Annotated in this window: 14 protein-coding genes; 7 read left to right on the plus strand and 7 right to left on the minus strand. The window is 42.1% G+C overall.

Going from position 1 to position 17,556, the window contains the following annotated elements:
- Positions 1 to 21: 21 nt before the first annotated feature.
- Both HG267_RS26965 and HG267_RS26970 read right to left on the minus strand, forming a co-directional pair.
- Entirely contained in the window at positions 22 to 306 is a 285-nt protein-coding gene (locus HG267_RS26965) for a DUF427 domain-containing protein (protein WP_045872301.1), read from the minus strand.
- Between the two features lie 208 nt (positions 307 to 514).
- The gene (locus HG267_RS26970) at positions 515 to 820 is read right to left on the minus strand and encodes a DUF4090 family protein (protein WP_045872302.1); all 306 of its coding nucleotides are present in this window, start codon (positions 818 to 820) and stop codon (positions 515 to 517) included.
- 221 nt (positions 821 to 1,041) lie between these two features.
- Between HG267_RS26970 and HG267_RS26975 the strand changes: the two genes are divergently transcribed.
- On the plus strand, positions 1,042 to 1,431 hold the full coding sequence (locus HG267_RS26975; protein WP_045872303.1) for a hypothetical protein: 390 nt from the start codon (positions 1,042 to 1,044) through the stop codon (positions 1,429 to 1,431).
- Between the two features lie 604 nt (positions 1,432 to 2,035).
- On the opposite strand, the gene HG267_RS26980 is transcribed toward HG267_RS26975, so the two are convergent.
- A complete protein-coding gene (locus HG267_RS26980) occupies positions 2,036 to 3,376 on the minus strand; it encodes an NB-ARC domain-containing protein (RefSeq protein WP_228045245.1) in 1,341 nt (446 codons plus the stop codon).
- Between the two features lie 214 nt (positions 3,377 to 3,590).
- Positions 3,591 to 3,773 carry a hypothetical protein gene (locus HG267_RS26985; protein ID WP_155539443.1) on the minus strand — a complete coding sequence of 61 codons (183 nt, stop codon included), beginning with the start codon at positions 3,771 to 3,773 and terminating at the stop codon, positions 3,591 to 3,593.
- A 20-nt stretch (positions 3,774 to 3,793) separates the two neighbouring features.
- Between HG267_RS26985 and HG267_RS26990 the strand changes: the two genes are divergently transcribed.
- The 3 genes from HG267_RS26990 (at position 3,794) to HG267_RS27000 (ending at position 7,061) form a co-directional block, all read left to right on the plus strand.
- Positions 3,794 to 5,002, plus strand: coding sequence for a hypothetical protein (locus HG267_RS26990; protein WP_045872305.1), 1,209 nt, complete (start codon positions 3,794 to 3,796; stop codon positions 5,000 to 5,002).
- 67 nt (positions 5,003 to 5,069) lie between these two features.
- The gene (locus tag HG267_RS26995; protein ID WP_045872306.1) at positions 5,070 to 6,170 is read left to right on the plus strand and encodes an HBL/NHE enterotoxin family protein; all 1,101 of its coding nucleotides are present in this window, start codon (positions 5,070 to 5,072) and stop codon (positions 6,168 to 6,170) included.
- Positions 6,171 to 6,254: 84 nt separating this feature from the next.
- On the plus strand, positions 6,255 to 7,061 hold the full coding sequence (locus HG267_RS27000; RefSeq protein WP_045872307.1) for a hypothetical protein: 807 nt from the start codon (positions 6,255 to 6,257) through the stop codon (positions 7,059 to 7,061).
- Between the two features lie 157 nt (positions 7,062 to 7,218).
- Here HG267_RS27000 and HG267_RS27005 read toward each other — a convergent pair whose 3' ends face one another.
- The 3 genes from HG267_RS27005 to HG267_RS27015 form a co-directional block, all read right to left on the minus strand.
- A complete protein-coding gene (locus HG267_RS27005; protein ID WP_045872308.1) occupies positions 7,219 to 7,473 on the minus strand; it encodes a hypothetical protein in 255 nt (84 codons plus the stop codon).
- Positions 7,474 to 7,772: 299 nt separating this feature from the next.
- Entirely contained in the window at positions 7,773 to 10,835 is a 3,063-nt protein-coding gene (ppc, locus tag HG267_RS27010) for a phosphoenolpyruvate carboxylase (RefSeq protein WP_045872309.1), read from the minus strand.
- A gap of 103 nt (positions 10,836 to 10,938) precedes the next feature.
- A complete protein-coding gene (locus HG267_RS27015) occupies positions 10,939 to 11,175 on the minus strand; it encodes a hypothetical protein (RefSeq protein WP_045872310.1) in 237 nt (78 codons plus the stop codon).
- A gap of 218 nt (positions 11,176 to 11,393) precedes the next feature.
- On the opposite strand from HG267_RS27015, the gene HG267_RS27020 reads away from it, so the two are divergent.
- From HG267_RS27020 to psbA, 3 genes are all read left to right on the plus strand, one after another.
- The gene (locus tag HG267_RS27020; RefSeq protein WP_045872311.1) at positions 11,394 to 14,411 is read left to right on the plus strand and encodes a DUF1574 family protein; all 3,018 of its coding nucleotides are present in this window, start codon (positions 11,394 to 11,396) and stop codon (positions 14,409 to 14,411) included.
- A gap of 188 nt (positions 14,412 to 14,599) precedes the next feature.
- Positions 14,600 to 16,096, plus strand: coding sequence for an MBOAT family O-acyltransferase (locus HG267_RS27025; protein ID WP_045872312.1), 1,497 nt, complete (start codon positions 14,600 to 14,602; stop codon positions 16,094 to 16,096).
- A 369-nt stretch (positions 16,097 to 16,465) separates the two neighbouring features.
- Positions 16,466 to 17,548 (plus strand): photosystem II q(b) protein, encoded by a 1,083-nt coding sequence (psbA, locus tag HG267_RS27030; RefSeq protein WP_045872313.1) that lies wholly within the window; start codon positions 16,466 to 16,468, stop codon positions 17,546 to 17,548.
- Positions 17,549 to 17,556: the final 8 nt, after the last annotated feature.

Raw genomic sequence — 17,556 nt, forward strand, 5'->3', positions numbered from 1 at the left:
TAAACTAGAGATTAATCTTGACTAAGCTTCGACTTTGACACCACGCCAGAAGGCAACATAGCCTTCAATATTTTTAGCTCTCTCTTTGGCGTTGGGATAGTACCAAGCTGCGTCTTGATTGACTTGCCCATCAACTTCAACACTATAGTAACTAGCAACGCCTTTCCACGGACAAGTAGTGTGGGTATTACTTTCTTTAAAGAATTGCTTGTTAATAGCGTCAGGTGGAAAGTAATGGTTACCTTCTACAACAATAGTTTGATTGCTCTCGGCTAGAGTTGCTCCATTCCAAATTGCTTTCGGCATAAGTAAGTTTAGTGATTAACTAGACACATAACATTATGATTGTTAACTAGTTTTTTTGCTTGCCAAGAACATTTAGAGTACTTATAGGATTTTGGATTGATTGCGCTTTTGGGCGATCCATCTGTCGCAATCATTTTTCAACACATAAAAATACCTGTCCTTGTTAGCCTAGCAAGTTAACAAAGACAGGATAGAGTCAGCAGATATACTACTTACCGCCGTAAAAAAAGGCAATTTCTTTTTCTTTCAAAGGTGCAAAACCAGCTTCTGTGAGCAAGGTGTCGAGTTCTGCTTGGGGAATGTGCTTTGCCCCAATTCTGACAATACGCGATCGCATGGTATTGGATACGCCGCTACGCTGTCTATTTGCCTCTAGAGCCATGACTTTGTTGTATAGTTCCAGCTTGGCAGTAGGAATGGGAGAACCGTCAAAATCAATTCCCTTTGCGATCGCTACGTCAATAGCATCAGCACCAGTGGTAGTTTGATTTACTTCATTAGTTTCAGCAGGCATGACAATTGGCTCATAAAGCTATGAGTATATTTTACCAGTCATGCTCACTCCCATTGTGTAGGGGATGTTGCTCTTAGACATCCCTTGACTCTTGGCATTTCACAGGAGACAGTGTTAATCAAGGGATACAAGGGGACAGAGGCAATTATTGCCTATACCCTTGTCACTTTTCAATATTTTGGTTTAATCTCAAACCATCGGTGTAGCTAATAGGTGATGCTATGTCTGAAGCCCAAACTCCCCAAAATAAAGACCGTACCCTTGAGCAAGCTCTGACTAACAAAATCATAGATGATTACTTTGACAATTCTGAAAGTTGGCTCAGAGCCATTTTGCGGATGTGTATCTTCTCTTTGGCGCACCTGGATGGAAAACCAGTTTTTGTAGTTGAATGTCCCAATCAAGCAGTAGCCAAGCGACTCAGCCGCAAAACCTATCCTTTTCGGGGAATTGTCTATTATTTAACTGACTACCTGGATGGTCAAGACCGCACTTTATTTTGTTACCAAGAACCCAAAAGTTCAACATGGTGCTGTTTTGACACGAGTACTCACTCTTGGAAACATTTGAGTAATTTGCAAGCGCCTACAGCTTCCACAGATAGTCAATAGTTGACGACAGGAAAAAGGTGAGTCAGCGCGGTCTTCTCACAAGGGGAGAGGCTAGCGTCTGCTGTAGGATTCCCGTTCGCGTAGCGTCTCCTTTAAGAGAAGGGCTGTAGGGGGTTTCCTCCATGAGTGACTGAGGCTTGTGTAGGGTATCCGAAGAATTCACTCGAAGGGAATAGAGAATACCTCCGTCACGCAAAAAGGTTGCGATTTTCATCTCCTGAAACCTTTATTTGTATTCATAAATGTCACGACTTCTCGATTAAGGAAACTGGGGAGAAAAATTGTCAGCTGAAAACTGACAATCCTTGATCGAGTAGTTTAGGCATATTAGTAATACCAAATCAAATAATGTTTGCGACACATCAATATATTCTAGAGGGCAAGGCACCGCCTTGCCCCTACAGTCTGTCGCATTCTTTTTTCAAATTGATATAACTTTTTTTGCTGGTTAATTAAGTATTTAATTATGCGAGTTTCTGGAATGAGGCGATCTCATTTATTAGGGTATTCTCTCTTTGAGATCTCAAGTATCGATAACCATATCAAATGCTGATTATGAAGTTGAAAAAAGTCTGCAAGGTTTGGTCTCAAAGCCTTGTAAATATTAGTTTGTGAGTTTTAGGATATGTCTATTGAAAAATGACGTTTGTACCGTTATTGATTCAGTGGCAAGCTGTCGAATTAAACAATCTGTGACATATTCCATAATCACCGGTTGTTGGGTATATTCGCCCGATCGCTTTTCAATTAAACTGCGCCATGTAAGCGATTCTAGGGATTCCAACAAACTAGCACGGTAAACAGCGGGTACAATATCTGCTTGCAGTTTGGTAATTGCTGTCCATTCTCGATTAATCGCCAAACAATACATAATGATCTGTTCCAAGGGCGATAACCTCTGAAATTGCTGATCGAGTAAGCGACGAATCCCGTTAAATATTGGAGTTTCTGTTTGCAAAAATGTGGTAATTACCCCATCAAACAAACTCTGAATTGAGGTAGCTACCATTTTTAATGCCAGGGGATTGCAATAATATAATTCACACAGATAGTGTTTTTCAGCCTCACTTCCCACCAATCCCTTCGAGTAAATTGATGCCAGGGATGCTTCGCAGGAACCTTTCAAAAACAGCGATCGCACTCCGCCATTCCAATCTTCAAATAATGCCACTTCTGCAGATTTCTCACGACTAGTCAGTAAAATACAACTTTGATGACTCGATTCTCCGAGTAACTGAAACAATTCACTATAATTGCTAAAATCTGGTTGATAATTGCCAGCGTGCTGACCTGGTTGTAAGAGAGTATCTTGATTATCAAGAATCACTAAACAGCGATGAGTCCGCAGCCAGTACAGCAACCGTTCTGGTTTGGCTTGGATGTCTTGCTGTTGGGAAAGGAAAGGTACTAGTTCCGCCAATAAAGTTTCTAAAAGTGGAGCGTTGCGGAAACTGCGCCAAATTACAAAATCAAAGTCTGCTTGTACCAATTGAGAGACTTTGGTAGCTAAAGCACTTTTACCTATACCGCCCATTCCCACCAAGGCAATTAGGCGACAGCGTTCTTCAATTATCCACTGCGTCAGCTTTTCTATCTCTTCCTCACGACCACAGAAGCTAGAAACATCCGGTGCTTTACCCCAATCTACGGAAGGTTGGTTTTGCAGTTGGCGATTAGGGATGGGTGCATTAAGTTGGCTAAGAAGGCCGCGCAGATTTGTTTTGTTAACTTTGCGACCTAAAGCATCACTCAAAAGCTTCCAGAATTTAGGGCCAATATCTCGCTGTAAGTAGTTAATGGAATAGCCTGAATGCGTAGCAATGCGATCGTAATTCCAGTTGTTCCAGGCACCAAACAAAAGGTTAAATTCCATCTCCGTGAGATTTCTAGCGATTTTGCTGCTTACAGCATGGTTAGCGATCGCTAGTGCCTGTTCAAACTCCATATTTATGCCTTTTTTGCAAAAATTTAGTTTGTTTAGGCTAAATTAAACCATACTTTTCACACTCAAATCCATACTTTTCTATAAAGATAAGTTTTCAGTCGAAATTTGCCGCTATTAAAAGCAATCAGTAGTAATAGCTTTAATTAATGGAATAGCGCGATCGCTCCGCAATGCGATCATAGTTCCAGCTTAGGCATCAAACGACGGGGCAATTTCAATATAGGTGAGGGGTATATAAATTTACAGCATAGTTGGCGATCGCTAGTGCCTGTTCAAACTCCAGATATCTTTTAGCTTCAGCAGAGTATACATTTTTATCAAACCATACTTTAAATACTTCATCTCCATACTTTTCTGTAAAGACAACACCACAGAGTTTTGGTAGTGTCTTAAACAACTCAAAGCTCTGACAAAAGAATGTTAATTCAAGGAGCAAATATAAAAGTGAGTGTTTCTTTTTTTGATGCTGATATCAGCGCACGTGATCTGGAGCCAAGGTATTTAGATACAAACGGCAGTATACTGCTTCTTCAGAAATTAGCCAGCTTGGTGATGATGCAACAACTTTTAGATTTACCAGTAGATGCTGGATTGGCTTATCAGATAAAAATATTTCAGTCTCAATTCAAAACCAAAGCTTCCTATGTGCAAAACCAGCTTGTTCCTATGTACATCAGCCACTTAGCTTCGGCATCAAATTTCGAGGCTCTCTTTAGTGCTTTTGTAACGATTGGAGAGCCTTTGATCAGACAAGCAACTGGAGATAGTAAGCAGAGGGCATCAGAAATATCTCTACTCCTCTCTGAATTTGCTGATATTCACAACAGCCAGACATTAACCATTGGTGCAAAAAATATTGGTGTTATCAAAAATAGGGTATCGCAGCTACAAAACAACTTCAATGATGCGATCACAAATGCTATTCAGCAAATGGGCGATACAGTAGCTGCAACAAATTTGGAAATTGACAAACTTGAGAATGAGATAAGGAAGAATATTAGTGATATTGTGTCAGGTGCAAATAAAGTTGGTGGTGCGCTCCGGGAGTTAGGGATTGGTGTGCTAACAGAGATCACCAAGATTAATGCGAGTACGGAGAATGCAGCAAAACCTAAAAGTGCCACTGAAGATGATAGTACTGATAATGATGGAGAGATTACTGAAGATAATGTTACTGCTGGCTCTCTAGGAGTACCATCAGTCAATTTTGTTGTCTCAGCAATTACAGGTGCAGAGGCGGGTGCTGCTGAATCTGCCCAAGCTCGCGCCGACCTCAATTCCAATAATCAGAAACTGGCAGATGCTTATCAAAAACTCGCACAAGTGAATGCTCTTGTCGCGACTGCTAAAGTAATTCAGCTTCAAAACCGAATGTTTGCATCCGAGATGAAAATGATTCAGGAGAAAATATCGAATCTTGCAACAACTTGGGGACAAAACCCAGTAATCTCCACGGGAAGTGGCATCAGCCTCGGTTTCTACGATTACGCCGGACAAATCACCGAAATTATTACTGCATCTGATGCTAATCCATTGTTGACATCACTGCGGAGTGCAACAGTAAGTTGGAACTCTTTGAATGATCAATTAATTGACATCAAGCAGGAGTTATCTGGTGTTCTCTAGTTTGTTGCATAACAAAACTCTCGAAGCCTTTGTCTATTAAATTTTCTTTTCTTTTGGAGACTTCATCATGTCTGTTGATCTAAACCACGGAGCTACTGAGATCGATTCTGCGAACAAATCACAAGCATCGCAGGGCTTAATTATTCAAACTTACTGCCAAAGTGTCAAGTCACAGCCAGCTGTCAACTTTGCTGGATACGACAACTTGAAAAGATATGAGCAGGACATCAATACTGGCTTGGGTCAAGCAAAAGCCCATGCTGACACTTACATAAACGTTATTCAACCCACCATCATTACTAATATCTCAAACATCTCCAATTACTATGCCATGCAAAATGCAATTCCTGTCGTACTTCCAGCTGGAGCTACATCAGAGAGATGGCTTCAAATCTTGGCAACATTAGAAAAAATGGCTACTGCTCATAAAGCGACAGCTGATGCAACTGTAACAGCACTCAACGGACTTTATAACAATCTGACAGAGGATGCTGGCTCATTTACAGATACTGTAGGAAAGTTGAATTCGGCAGTTAACGGAGACAATGGTGTAATTTCAAGTATCAATGATCAGTTAAAAGACATCCAAAGCCGAATTGACGGAACCATTGCTGGTGTTGTCGTCAGTGGATTAGCTATTGTTGGTGGAGTTTTCCTGACTGCTGTGGGAGGAATTGCTGAATTCGTTACTGCTGGAACTTCTACTCCACTGGTGGTTTTGGGAGTTGCAATCACTCTTGCAGGTGTTGGTGGAGCAGTTGCAGCAGGCTTAGCCCTCAAGGGGTTGTACGATTCAAAAGCTAGGCTACTTACGGATAAATCACGTTTGTCTGATGAGGTGGGGCTTGCACTTGGTATCAGTCAAGGCTTTTCGGGTTTGAGTAATCAAGTGCAGGGGGCAGTCACGGCAGCACTACAAATGTCCAAGGCTTGGAACATTTTGAGTTCAGACCTTGGAACGGTGGCTGATGATATCAGGCAGGGACGTCTATCTACAGATGATGCGAGGACTTTATTCTTAACCGCTGCTAACTCGCAAGTGCAGCAGGTTACCCAGGATATTAGCATCATCAAGGGGCAAATGACTGGGGTGACCAACCTTGAACCTATGCCAAATCGCAACATCAAAGACATCATTGACGATCTTGAGCGACGGGTTGTGGCATAAACTTCTTACGTTAAGGCAAGTCAAACGGCACTTGCCTTTTTTTCCATTCTGATAAGAGAAAAGCTCAGTAGGAAATAGGCAGTTATGGGTGGTGGAATTTTGAGTCAGGCGATGGCTAACGTTGCGTTAGCTGAACAACATATTCAAGCACTTGGTGGACTACCTTCAGATGCTGCCAATATTCAGTTGCAAATGGTGGTGTCAATTGGTAGGATCATGCCAGAAATAAAATATCTGCAAAAACTTGTTCTGTCATATGTTGATAATTCTCAACATCAAATAAATGAAATAGAAAATTTGTTGTCGGATAACGTTCCATTAGAAGTTGTGTTATTGCAACTCCAGGCATTACAAAACAATTCATCTGAAATAAAAGCTGATGTAGATTCTCTAACTACGAGGATTACATCAGAGATAAATCAGGTATATGGGTTTGCAGATCCGCTAGCTACTGTTCAGTCACAGTTAAAATTGCAGATTACTACACTTCAATCGCAATTGTCCGATGCCCGACGTGAGGAGGAGTCCATTCACAAGCGATATTTGTATCTACTCGCTTTAGGTCCCCTTGGACTAGCAGGATTGGCAACAGCACTCGGATTATACTTCAAGTGGAAATCTGATGCGGACAATCTAGAAGCACAGGTGAACGCAGGAAATCTTCAAGTCTCTAGACTAGAAATGATGACTACTGCAACAAATCAATTAATTGATGATTTTCATGATTTGGGTAGCAAAACGATCAACATGAAAAACTCTGTTGGTTTTCTAGCATCTGACATCGTTACAATTATTAGCGACGCTGAACAAAGGGGCGATCTCAGTATAATTGAACTCTATATTAAAGCTGCACTGTCCCAGGTCTTAACATTGAAATCTGATGTATCTTGATAAGTAGTAAAGTTATTAGAGTAATCCACAAAATGATTAGGCTCTCGAGAGTTGGAGAGTGGTCAAACTGAGTGATCGCCAATCATGTAGGATGCGTTAGCGCAGCGTAACGCATCGCCGAATTCCTACCTGTCCCTTTCCTCATATCCATCTCAGTTTAAGTACGATTTTGGTTTGTTGCTAAACCCGCAACAAATGCACCTAAAATTGAGCCTACCCACAACCCAGTAGTGCTACCTTGCCAAATTGCGCCTGGTGTTACCCAAGTGTTGCAGATTTGTTTCAAAGCCCAATTCTGATTTTGGCACTTCTGACTATGCAACATCAGAGTGAGTTGTCCACTGATGTAACCGCCAAAAAATCCTGATGATAATGCTACTAAAGTACAAATTAAAATTCTATTTTTAACCATATATTAAAGGTCAAGTCGCTGCGCTCCAATTCATAATTACTAATTCGTAATTCGTAATTAATACCCCTGAATTTATTCAGGGGCTTGGAATATAATGCTACGCATCTCGGGGTTTTTCATAACTAAAAGTTAGAGCCTTGAAACTCGCATGAATCAATTATTGATTTTGTCCGTAATTACGAATTACGTAGCGCTTTGCGCTTCCCGCAGGGTACTACGAATTATTAATTATTTTGTCAACAGTCAAAAGCCAAACAACTCTGGACTTTTGACTTTTGACTTTTGACTCAACTACCAAATCAACCTGTATTTCTCATCCCTGCAGCAATACCGTTAATAGTCAACAATGCACCGCGCAATAACTCACCTTTACTGTAACGGGAATGGATTACACCGGATGGGGCAGTATTGCGTGATTGGCGGAGGCGTTTCAGCAGGGAAACCTGGATAAACCCTAAAGGTACAATTGTGCCGTTGCGTAACTGCACAGAACGCTGTAATACCGGATCGCCATCTAACAGGCGACTGTGTCCGGTAATTTTTAACACTAAATCCTTGGTAAGATAGTATTCGCTAGAAATTTGCTCGAAAACCTTCTCAAATCGCGGCTTATCTTCTGGATTGGATAATTCTTGGACGTAATGCTGCGCCATTTGCATATCTACTTTTGCTAAGGTCATTTCTGCTTTAGAAATCACCATCTTGAAGAATGGCCACTTAACGTAAAAGTAGCGGAGCAGTTTTAAGTGTTCTTCTGGTTCAGCTTGCAAAAATTCTTGCAAAGCTGTACCAACACCATACCAGGAAGGTAGCAAAAATCTCGTTTGTGTCCAACTAAATACCCAAGGAATTGCTCTTAAGCTGCTTAAATCTTTCTTACCCGATGGGCGACGTGCTGGACGGGAACTAATTTGCAACTGGCTAATTTCTTCGATGGGAGTTACTTGGTGGAAGAAGTCAATAAAATCGGGTTGCTCATAAATCAAAGCCCGATAATGAGAACGCGATCGCGCTGCTAATTCCTCCATAATTTCGTTCCAAGGTTCGATATCGTCGAAACCTGTCCGCAGTAAGCTGGCTTGAATTACAGCCGTGGTGATGGTTTCCAGATTGTACAAAGCCAAGTCCAAGAGAGAATATTTAGAAGCTAAAACTTCCCCTTGCTCGGTAATCTTGATTCTGCCATTAATACTGTGACCTGGTTGGGCTAAAATCGCTTCGTAAGCTGGGCCGCCGCCTCTACCTACAGAACCGCCACGTCCGTGGAAAATTCGCAAATTCACGCCATATTTTTCTGCTATTTCTTGGAGCGATTTTTGCGCTTTATGAATTTCCCAATTGCTGCTTAAAAAACCAGAGTCTTTATTACTGTCAGAATAGCCCAACATGACTTCTTGCAGGTTCAAGGTCAACGGACAAGTGGCGTGGATATTGTCTGCGTTTTTCTCATTTGCCTTTACTTGCTCGTAGCCGCCAGCTAATAAAGCTCGATATAACGGTAGCTCAAAAAGTTGCCGCATCACAGTTCTGGAGCGTTGCAAGTCTTCTACCGTTTCAAATAAAGGTACAACTTGAATTGTCCCAACGGCGATCGCAGGGTCAAAAAGTCTGGCTTCTTTGGCTAATAACAAAACTTCTAGTACATCGCTAACTTGGCGGCACATACTGATAATGTAAGTTTGGCAGATTTGCACGCCAAATTCTTGTTGTAGCGATCGCAAGACACGGAAGGTTTGAATAACATCGTTGGTTTTTTCGGAGAATGGTAACTCTGCTGGAATTAAGGGACGACGAGTTTGTAATTCTCCTGTTAACCAAGCTACGCGCTGTTCTTCTGTCAGGTCGTTATAACTTTGAGGTAAGACTTGGAGATATTCCAGAATTTCATTCAATGCATCCGAATGACGTGAAGATTCTTGACGAATATCTAACTGTGTGAGGTTAAAACCAAAAATTTCTACCTGAGAAATTAAATTATCTAATTCTCGACAGCTTAAACCTGTTTCGGTCAAGTTGCGTTGAATCATTCGCAGTTCAGCCAGAAAATCTGCTCCTGACAGATACATTGGCTTGTCTTCATTCTTGGGCGTTTCCCGCTTATACAAAGCCAAATTGCGATCGCGGGTATTTTCCAGCCTTCTTAAGACATAGGATAACTTCAGGCGATATGGTTCTTGGCGATAACGGAGTGCTAAAGCGTCATAGATTTCGCTTAACTGCGACTGATCCAACTCCAGAGATTCCAGTAAATCAGGGAGGACATCACTCCAGTGCATCGAGACGCTTAATAACTCAATCAATTGCTTGACTGATTTAATATATCTTTCCAACACCATTTTGCGCTGATAACAAGCTGTTTGCCAGGTAACATCTGGTGTAACTGAGGGATTACCATCTCTATCGGAACCTACCCAAGAACCAAAAGAGCAAAAGTTTTTCTGTGGCGGTTCCAGCCACGGAAAGGTTTTATTCAGGGCGTATGTAAACCGTTTATGCAGTTGGGGAATCCCATCAAACAGCACTTCTTGGAAGTAGTGCAAAGCATAGTCTACTTCATCTAAAACTGTCGGCTTGAACTGGTGTAGTTCATCCGTGCGCCACCACAGGCGAATTTCTTCTAGTAACTTTTCGCGGATTTCTGCTGCTTCCCAAGGATAGCCCCCTAATGTACTCCCAGAACGGTTTTCTACCGTATCTAGATGTTGTAATAGATTGACAACTTGTCTTTGCTTATCCCGGATTGTATGACGCACAATTTCTGTGGGATGAGCTGTAAACACTAAACGCACATCTAATTGAGCAATTAGACGTTGAATTTGCTGCGGCGGGACATTGAGTTTGAATAAATGGGGGAATAAAGCGGCAAAAGTACCTTTGTGCTTGTCTTTTTCTTTAGCTAGCCAACTCTTAGCTAATAAATCCGCACCAATTCCCCGATTTACAGGTGCATCGTTTTCTAGCTGATTGGATGAATAGGTAATATTGGGTAAGATTTCTGGATCTTCTAGCTCTGTTTCCGCCTCAGAATAGCGGGTTAATTGCTGCCGTTGTTCATATTCCTGCTCTATGATGTTGATCAGCTGGAAATACAGTGCAAAAGCGCGAGCCGCCCGGATAGCTTCATTAATGTTCAGTTGTTCAATCAACTTTACCGCAGATTCAGCTTGGTCATGAGTAGCTTGACCTTCTGGCGAACACAGAGCGCGCAATTGTTCCAACAAATCCACCATTTTCTGCCCACATTCCTGCCGGAGTACCGCTTCCCACAGTTCCTCCACTACTTGGAGACGATGGCGTAAAAATAACTCTGAGGCGGGGTAGATTTTCGCTGCCTGAGACAAAGAGTATAAAACAGAACTCATATTTGCTATATTGTGCCAAAACGATTATTGTTTAGAATTCTTTGTGGTGTAGTCCAAACTTCTGGCATCTGTCCAGAATGGAGCATTTTTTAGAGTAAAATTTTTAACTGTGATTGAATTCGTTATCTTCTGGGAAGTCGAGTATGGGTAGGCGATCGCCCCGAAATAATTCTTCACTGGCTTGGCCCATAGCTTCTAGGGCTTTTACTGAGGCATTTCCTGCTGTACACAGCAGTAGTATAGACGCTGTACCTATTTGTAAAAGCAAAGATTGGGGAATGCTAAACAGCAACAGATTTAATTCTGGGTTTGGTGAAGGTTTTTGGGTTGCAGGTGACATCGCTAATTTTCGTTTGTTTGCAGATTAGTAAAATAAACAAAAAATCCAACTATAGACGTTGCTCACAACTAGACATCTAAAATCTTTGCCAATTTTGCAAGCGCATAAGGTAACAAAAGTGTTAAAACCAAACGTCAGGGTGTGATAAATGTATGGTTCTAGTTTACAAGCGCAGGCACTATCCCCCAATACTCGCTTTCTCTAAAAGTTAACTGCCCATGAAAACAGCATTACTAGATCGCCAAAAATCCCTAGTGCAATGGGTAAGCCAAGCAACTGGGATTAGCACTTTCGGGGTGAAAGTCCAGTTACGGGGAAATGACTTACATATCCTTTGTGAAGGCAAAGAGTGTCCAGGACGTTGGCGCACTTTATATGACTTGCTACAAGCAATCCAGCAAACAGACTTGGATGTCCTCACAAATGGCGAACAACCCTCAATATACCAAGTATTTGTCTACGGCCGAAAAAAAGGCGATGGGCGACCCCAGTGGTGCCATCGAGTTTATTTAAATCAGCTCGAACGACATTTGGAAGAGGCGAAGCAGGGTTTATTAGAGGATAAGCTAAAATCTCAACCAGGCGGAGCGCTGATTTTATCTAACGAAAGCTTGGCAAGAAAAGGAAATCCCGATGCCATTGCCCGTTATCTCAGCGAAACTCTGAGTACTTTTGGTGTGGCTGTAGAGGTAAAAGTCAAGCCGCAATCAAGCACAGAAAATAACCAAGTACAAGAACAACGCCTGTGGATATTTTGTCAGTCGAGTTATAGCCCTGATCCTTCACTATTAGCAGAGCCCATCGCTCAGAAGTTACGCAATCTCAAGTTGACAGGTTACCATGATGCGGTGATTTTTTCCCAGGTGAAGGGCGAAAATAAACCCGAGTGGCGATTGCGGGTGGATTTAACACCACCCGAAGAGATGCTCAAGGAATGGGCACGTTGGGGGGATGTACAGTCTATTGCCAGGCTGTTAACTGAGGAGTTATCAAATGCCAAAGTTGCTGTGCAAACTTCACTGCAAGAGTCAACTCTACATATTTTTTGTACTCCCAGTTCTGATGCTTTAGAAACAGCCCCAGAAAAACAATTATGCTTACATAAAATCAAATCTAAATTAGAAGCGATCGCTCCCCAAGGGATCAAAGCTGCTACTGTTTACGGCCAAAAAATTGCCGACAAGCAGCCAGCGTGGATTGACTGGCTTACCTTGCCAGCCGCTATACATGAACCTTTCGCCCCAACAGCCTTAGAATTGGCTAATTCTGGTGATCAACCAGCAATTAATTATTTATTAGAACGGTTACTGAATCCTGATTTAGATTGGCGCTTGAAAACAGGTGGAGCCAAGATTACTTTGTTGCACAAAGGTGATTTGTTTCACGTCATGTGTGATGCACCTGTATGCCCATCTCGCAAGAAAGTGGCAAACAAAGTAGTAGAGTTACTGCGCCAGTTCAAAATCCCTGGAGTCATGGGAGTCCGTGTCTATGGACGACGTGCAGGGAATAAGGAACCCTCTTGGCATCACGGCGAAGATTTTCAGCCTCGCCAACGGTTAGTCCCAGAAGCTACTCCCGAATTTGCGGCTACATCTATCTACATTAACGACCTAGTCACTACTCCTACAGATGAACCAATCTTGCGTCCTGATTTGACGACAGAGGAAGTTCAAACTTTTATTACAGAAGTAGCGCGGGATTGGGTAACCACAACCAAGCTCACTTTCAAAAAATTACTGTTACAAACGCAACTATTTAGCGAAATTGACCAACCCACAGAGTATAACCCAGAAGCTCAAGGCATTAAGGTTGCCTTAGTTTGGGGAACCCTGGGATTATTACTCACTATGCAAACTGACTGGGTATTGGGGCAAATCGTTAACCGCAACCTACCAAGTTCTACACCGCAAGTAACCGCATCATCTAGCCCTAAAGCCAAGACATCTCCAAAGTCTGAGGCGAATCCCAGCCAGATGAGTGCATTCTTTGCTGATACTAGTAAAACTAAACCAAATCAGCGTAAAGGTGGTGTATTCAATGCTTCTGGCTTCACCCAAAATGATGACGACACCGAAACAGAAAACTTAAAAGCCGCACCTTTAAAAGGCAAAGCTACCGCCACTGCAATTTTATTGGCAGCGCGATCGCAAATGCCCAGTTTTAATGCAAGGCAGTTAGACGAGCAAATTGCCTTGTATAAGCAAAGGTTAGCCAAAATAGGTAGACCTCCCCATGTGTTGATTATAGGTTCCTCCCGTGCCCTCAGAGGAGTCGATCCGGCTGCACTTTCACAAGCTTTAGCAACTCAGGGTTATCCCAATGTTGATGTATTTAACTTTGGAGTCAATGGTGCTACCGCTCAAGTTGTAGATTTTATTGTGCGCCGCGTTCTAGAACCGACAGAACTACCAAAATTAATTATCTGGGCAGATGGTACCCGTGCCTTTAATAGCGGTCGTAAAGACATCACCTTTGCATCAATTGCCGCCTCACCAGGTTATAAACAGGTATTGCAAAAAGCGATCGCCACGGGTACAACTGATGAGTTGCTCAAAGATCCAGCAAAATCTTCAGACGCAACCAAAACCAAAGCTCAAAAGCCAGAAATGAGCAGCTATCAGCTAGCTAATGAATGGTTAAACGAGGCTGTAGCTAATATTTCCGCCAGCTACGCCAACCGCGATCGCGTTAAAGAGTTATTGCAAAAGCAGCTTAACTCGTTACCTTTAATTAGCGATCGCAATCCTGGAAATACATCCTCTGCACAGTTAAGCAATGATGCTCCAGAAGAAGATACTTCTCAGATGTCTGTTGACTTTGATGGCTTTTTACCTTTATCAATCCGCTTTCATCCCACGAGGTACTATCAAAAACACCCCAAAGTTCCCGGAAATTATGACAACGACTATCAATCTTTTAAAGTTCAAGGGGAACAAGACACTGCTTTTCAAGCATTGCTGAGTTTTACCCAAGCCAAAAAAATTCCTTTAGTCTTTGTCAATACACCTCTAACTGCTGACTATCTGGATTCTGTGCGTCAACAATATGAGCAAGAATTTCAACAATATATGTCGCAGGTGAACAATCCCAATTTTATCTACCGAGATTTAAGTCAGCTGTGGCCAAAAAATCATAACTATTTTTCTGACCCCAGCCACCTCAACCGTTTCGGAGCCTACGAAGTCTCGAAAAAGCTAGCTCACGATCCCATGATTCCCTGGCCAGCAAAGTAGAGAGATGAGGGAGCAGGGGAACAGAGGAGGACAGTTGCGTGGGCGGGTTTCCCGACTTGAGCAAACTGTCCGTGAAGCAGAGGAAGCAGAGGAAGCAGGGGAAAAAAGGGGACAAGGGGAAATGAGCACAACCCAACCCCAAACCCCAATTACCAAACACCAAACCCCAAACCCCAAATGACTAACAAATGAACTTTATTTCAATTTTCTACGGTCTTTTTTTATTAAGTGTGCTGGGAATTTACTGGACTTTGTCAGAGCAAAAGTTGCGTTTATGGACAATTTTAATTGCCAGCCTGATATTTTATGCATCTTTAAATGCTCAGTACATACCTTTATTATTAGCGCTTACTTTTATTAACTTTCGCTTCGGTTTAGAAATAGGTAAAGATAACACTCCGAGAAAAAATTATTCTAATAGACGTATTTCTGAAGAATGGCAGTTCTACCAAGCTGACTGGAACCTTCGCCGCCGGAAGCTTTTATGGCTAGGTGTTGGTTTAAATGTGATACTGCTTTTAGGCTTTAAATATTTGCCATTTATTATTAATGCTATTTTTCATGTATCAATTACCTCACAAGATGGAGCTTTTAAATTTGTTGCACCTTTAGGAATTTCATTTTTTACTTTTGAATGTATTTCTTATTTAATTGATGTCTATCGTGGTGCGCCTGCTACTGGTCAATTTCTGAAATTTGCTGCTTACAAATTATTTTTCGCCAAACTAATCTCTGGGCCGATTACTCGCTATCACAACCTAGCAACTCAAATTAATACACTACAATTACCTACTCCCGATCAAGTAGCAGAAGGGCTGTGGTTAATTGCTAGGGGTGCAGTTAAAAAAGGCATATTGGCAGATCATTTGGGTATTTTTGTTGATTTATGTTTTGGGAACTTGCAAAGAGCAGGTAGTACAGATCTGTGGCTAGCGATATTTGCCTACGGTTTACAGTTGTATTTAGATTTCAACGGTTATGTAGATATTGCTCGTGGTAGTGCTTTACTCTTTGGCTTAGTATTACCAGAGAATTTTGATTTTCCTTACTTCAGCACCAGTATTGCGGATTTTTGGCGACGCTGGCACATGACTTTAGGTGAATGGCTGCGTAACTACGTTTACTTTCCTTTGGGTGGTTCTCGTAAGGGTTTAGTACGCACCTGCTGGAATTTGATGATTGTGATGCTAATTGCTGGGATTTGGCATGGTTCTGTTTGGGGTTTTGTCGTCTGGGGTGCTTACCACGGGTTAGCTTTGATAGTCCATCGCCTAACAGATGCATTGAGCGATCGCTTTGAAAATTTAGAACATTTTTGGCAACACCCTATAGGTATTTTTTCTGCTTGGTTGTTAACCCAATTGATGGTTTTCACTTCTTGGATATGGTTCAGATTACCTAATTTCCAGGATTCTTCTTTAGTATTTAGGCATTTATTGGGTTATCCGGCTGATATTCAGTTTGCCCAAAAAGTATATATAGAAGCTCTCAACATTAGCCAATCCCAAATGGCTGGCAGACTGCTACTTTTAGGTATTTTGATGACCTTGGCTTATATGTTCAAGAGTCGGCTCAAATTAGAGTTTAATTGGCCTGTCAAGCTGGTATTTGTGCCTCTTTGTTTCTATGCAGTTTGGTTATTAGCTCCTGAAGGTAGCTTGCCATATATCTACTTTGATTTTTGATTAGCCCTGTCGGTAGGGTAGGCACACATAAATTTTTGGCTCAACACCTATCAGCAAGTTATTGCAAAGTAACACCAACTGAAAAAAGAATGTGACAGATGCATAGGGGTACAAAAATGTTTGTGCCCCTATTATGTATTGCAAACATTATTACAGCTTATATCAAGCATTTTCTCATTAAGCGGACTCAGCAATAAAAGTAGTAGATAATGTTGAGTTATATTAAGCATTATCGAAAATTTCTTAATAAAAATATAAGAAAATAAATCACATGATTACAGTAAATTCATGTAGAGTTAATAAGTACGGGTGAAAATTTACTTCATCCAAACTCAATAATTTTTTACAACTAATCGCACTCATAAAACAATGACAACAACCTTACAACGGCGCTCTGGCACCAGTGTATGGGATCGGTTTTGCGAGTGGATCACCAGCACCGAGAACCGGATTTACATCGGTTGGTTCGGCGTATTGATGATCCCCACACTGCTAGCCGCTACCGCTTGCTTTGTAATCGCCTTCATCGCTGCTCCTCCAGTAGACATCGATGGTATCCGTGAACCTGTTGCAGGTTCTTTAATTTACGGAAACAACATCATCTCTGGTGCAGTTGTTCCTTCTTCTAACGCTATCGGTTTGCACTTCTACCCCATCTGGGAAGCAGCTTCCTTAGATGAGTGGTTGTACAACGGCGGCCCTTACCAATTGGTAATTTTCCACTTCTTGCTAGGTTGCGCTTGCTACCTAGGTCGTCAGTGGGAATTGTCTTACCGCTTGGGTATGCGTCCTTGGATCTGCGTAGCTTACTCTGCACCTTTGGCATCTGCTACCGCAGTATTCTTGATCTACCCCATTGGTCAAGGTTCCTTCTCTGATGGTATGCCTTTGGGTATCTCCGGTACCTTCAACTTCATGATCGTGTTCCAAGCAGAGCACAACATTCTGTTGCACCCCTTCCACATGTTAGGTGTGGCTGGTGTATTCGGTGGCAGCTTGTTCTCTGCAATGCACGGTTCCTTGGTAACCTCCTCCTTGGTGCGTGAAACCACCGAAACCGAATCTCTCAACTACGGTTACAAGTTCGGTCAAGAGGAAGAAACCTACAACATCGTAGCTGCTCACGGTTACTTTGGTCGTTTAATCTTCCAATACGCATCCTTCAACAACAGCCGTTCTCTGCACTTCTTCTTGGCTGCATGGCCTGTAGTCGGTATCTGGTTTACCGCGTTGGGTGTCAGCACAATGGCGTTCAACTTGAACGGTTTCAACTTCAACCAATCAGTAATTGATTCTCAAGGTCGCGTCATCGCTACTTGGGCAGACGTAATCAACCGCGCTAACTTGGGTATGGAAGTTATGCACGAGCGTAACGCTCACAACTTCCCCTTAGACTTAGCTGCTGGTGAAGTTGCTCCTGTTGCGTTGACTGCTCCTGCAATCAACGGCTAATCCTAAAC

The organism is Tolypothrix sp. PCC 7601, from assembly GCF_025677855.1.
Lineage (GTDB): Bacteria > Cyanobacteriota > Cyanobacteriia > Cyanobacteriales > Nostocaceae > Aulosira > Aulosira diplosiphon.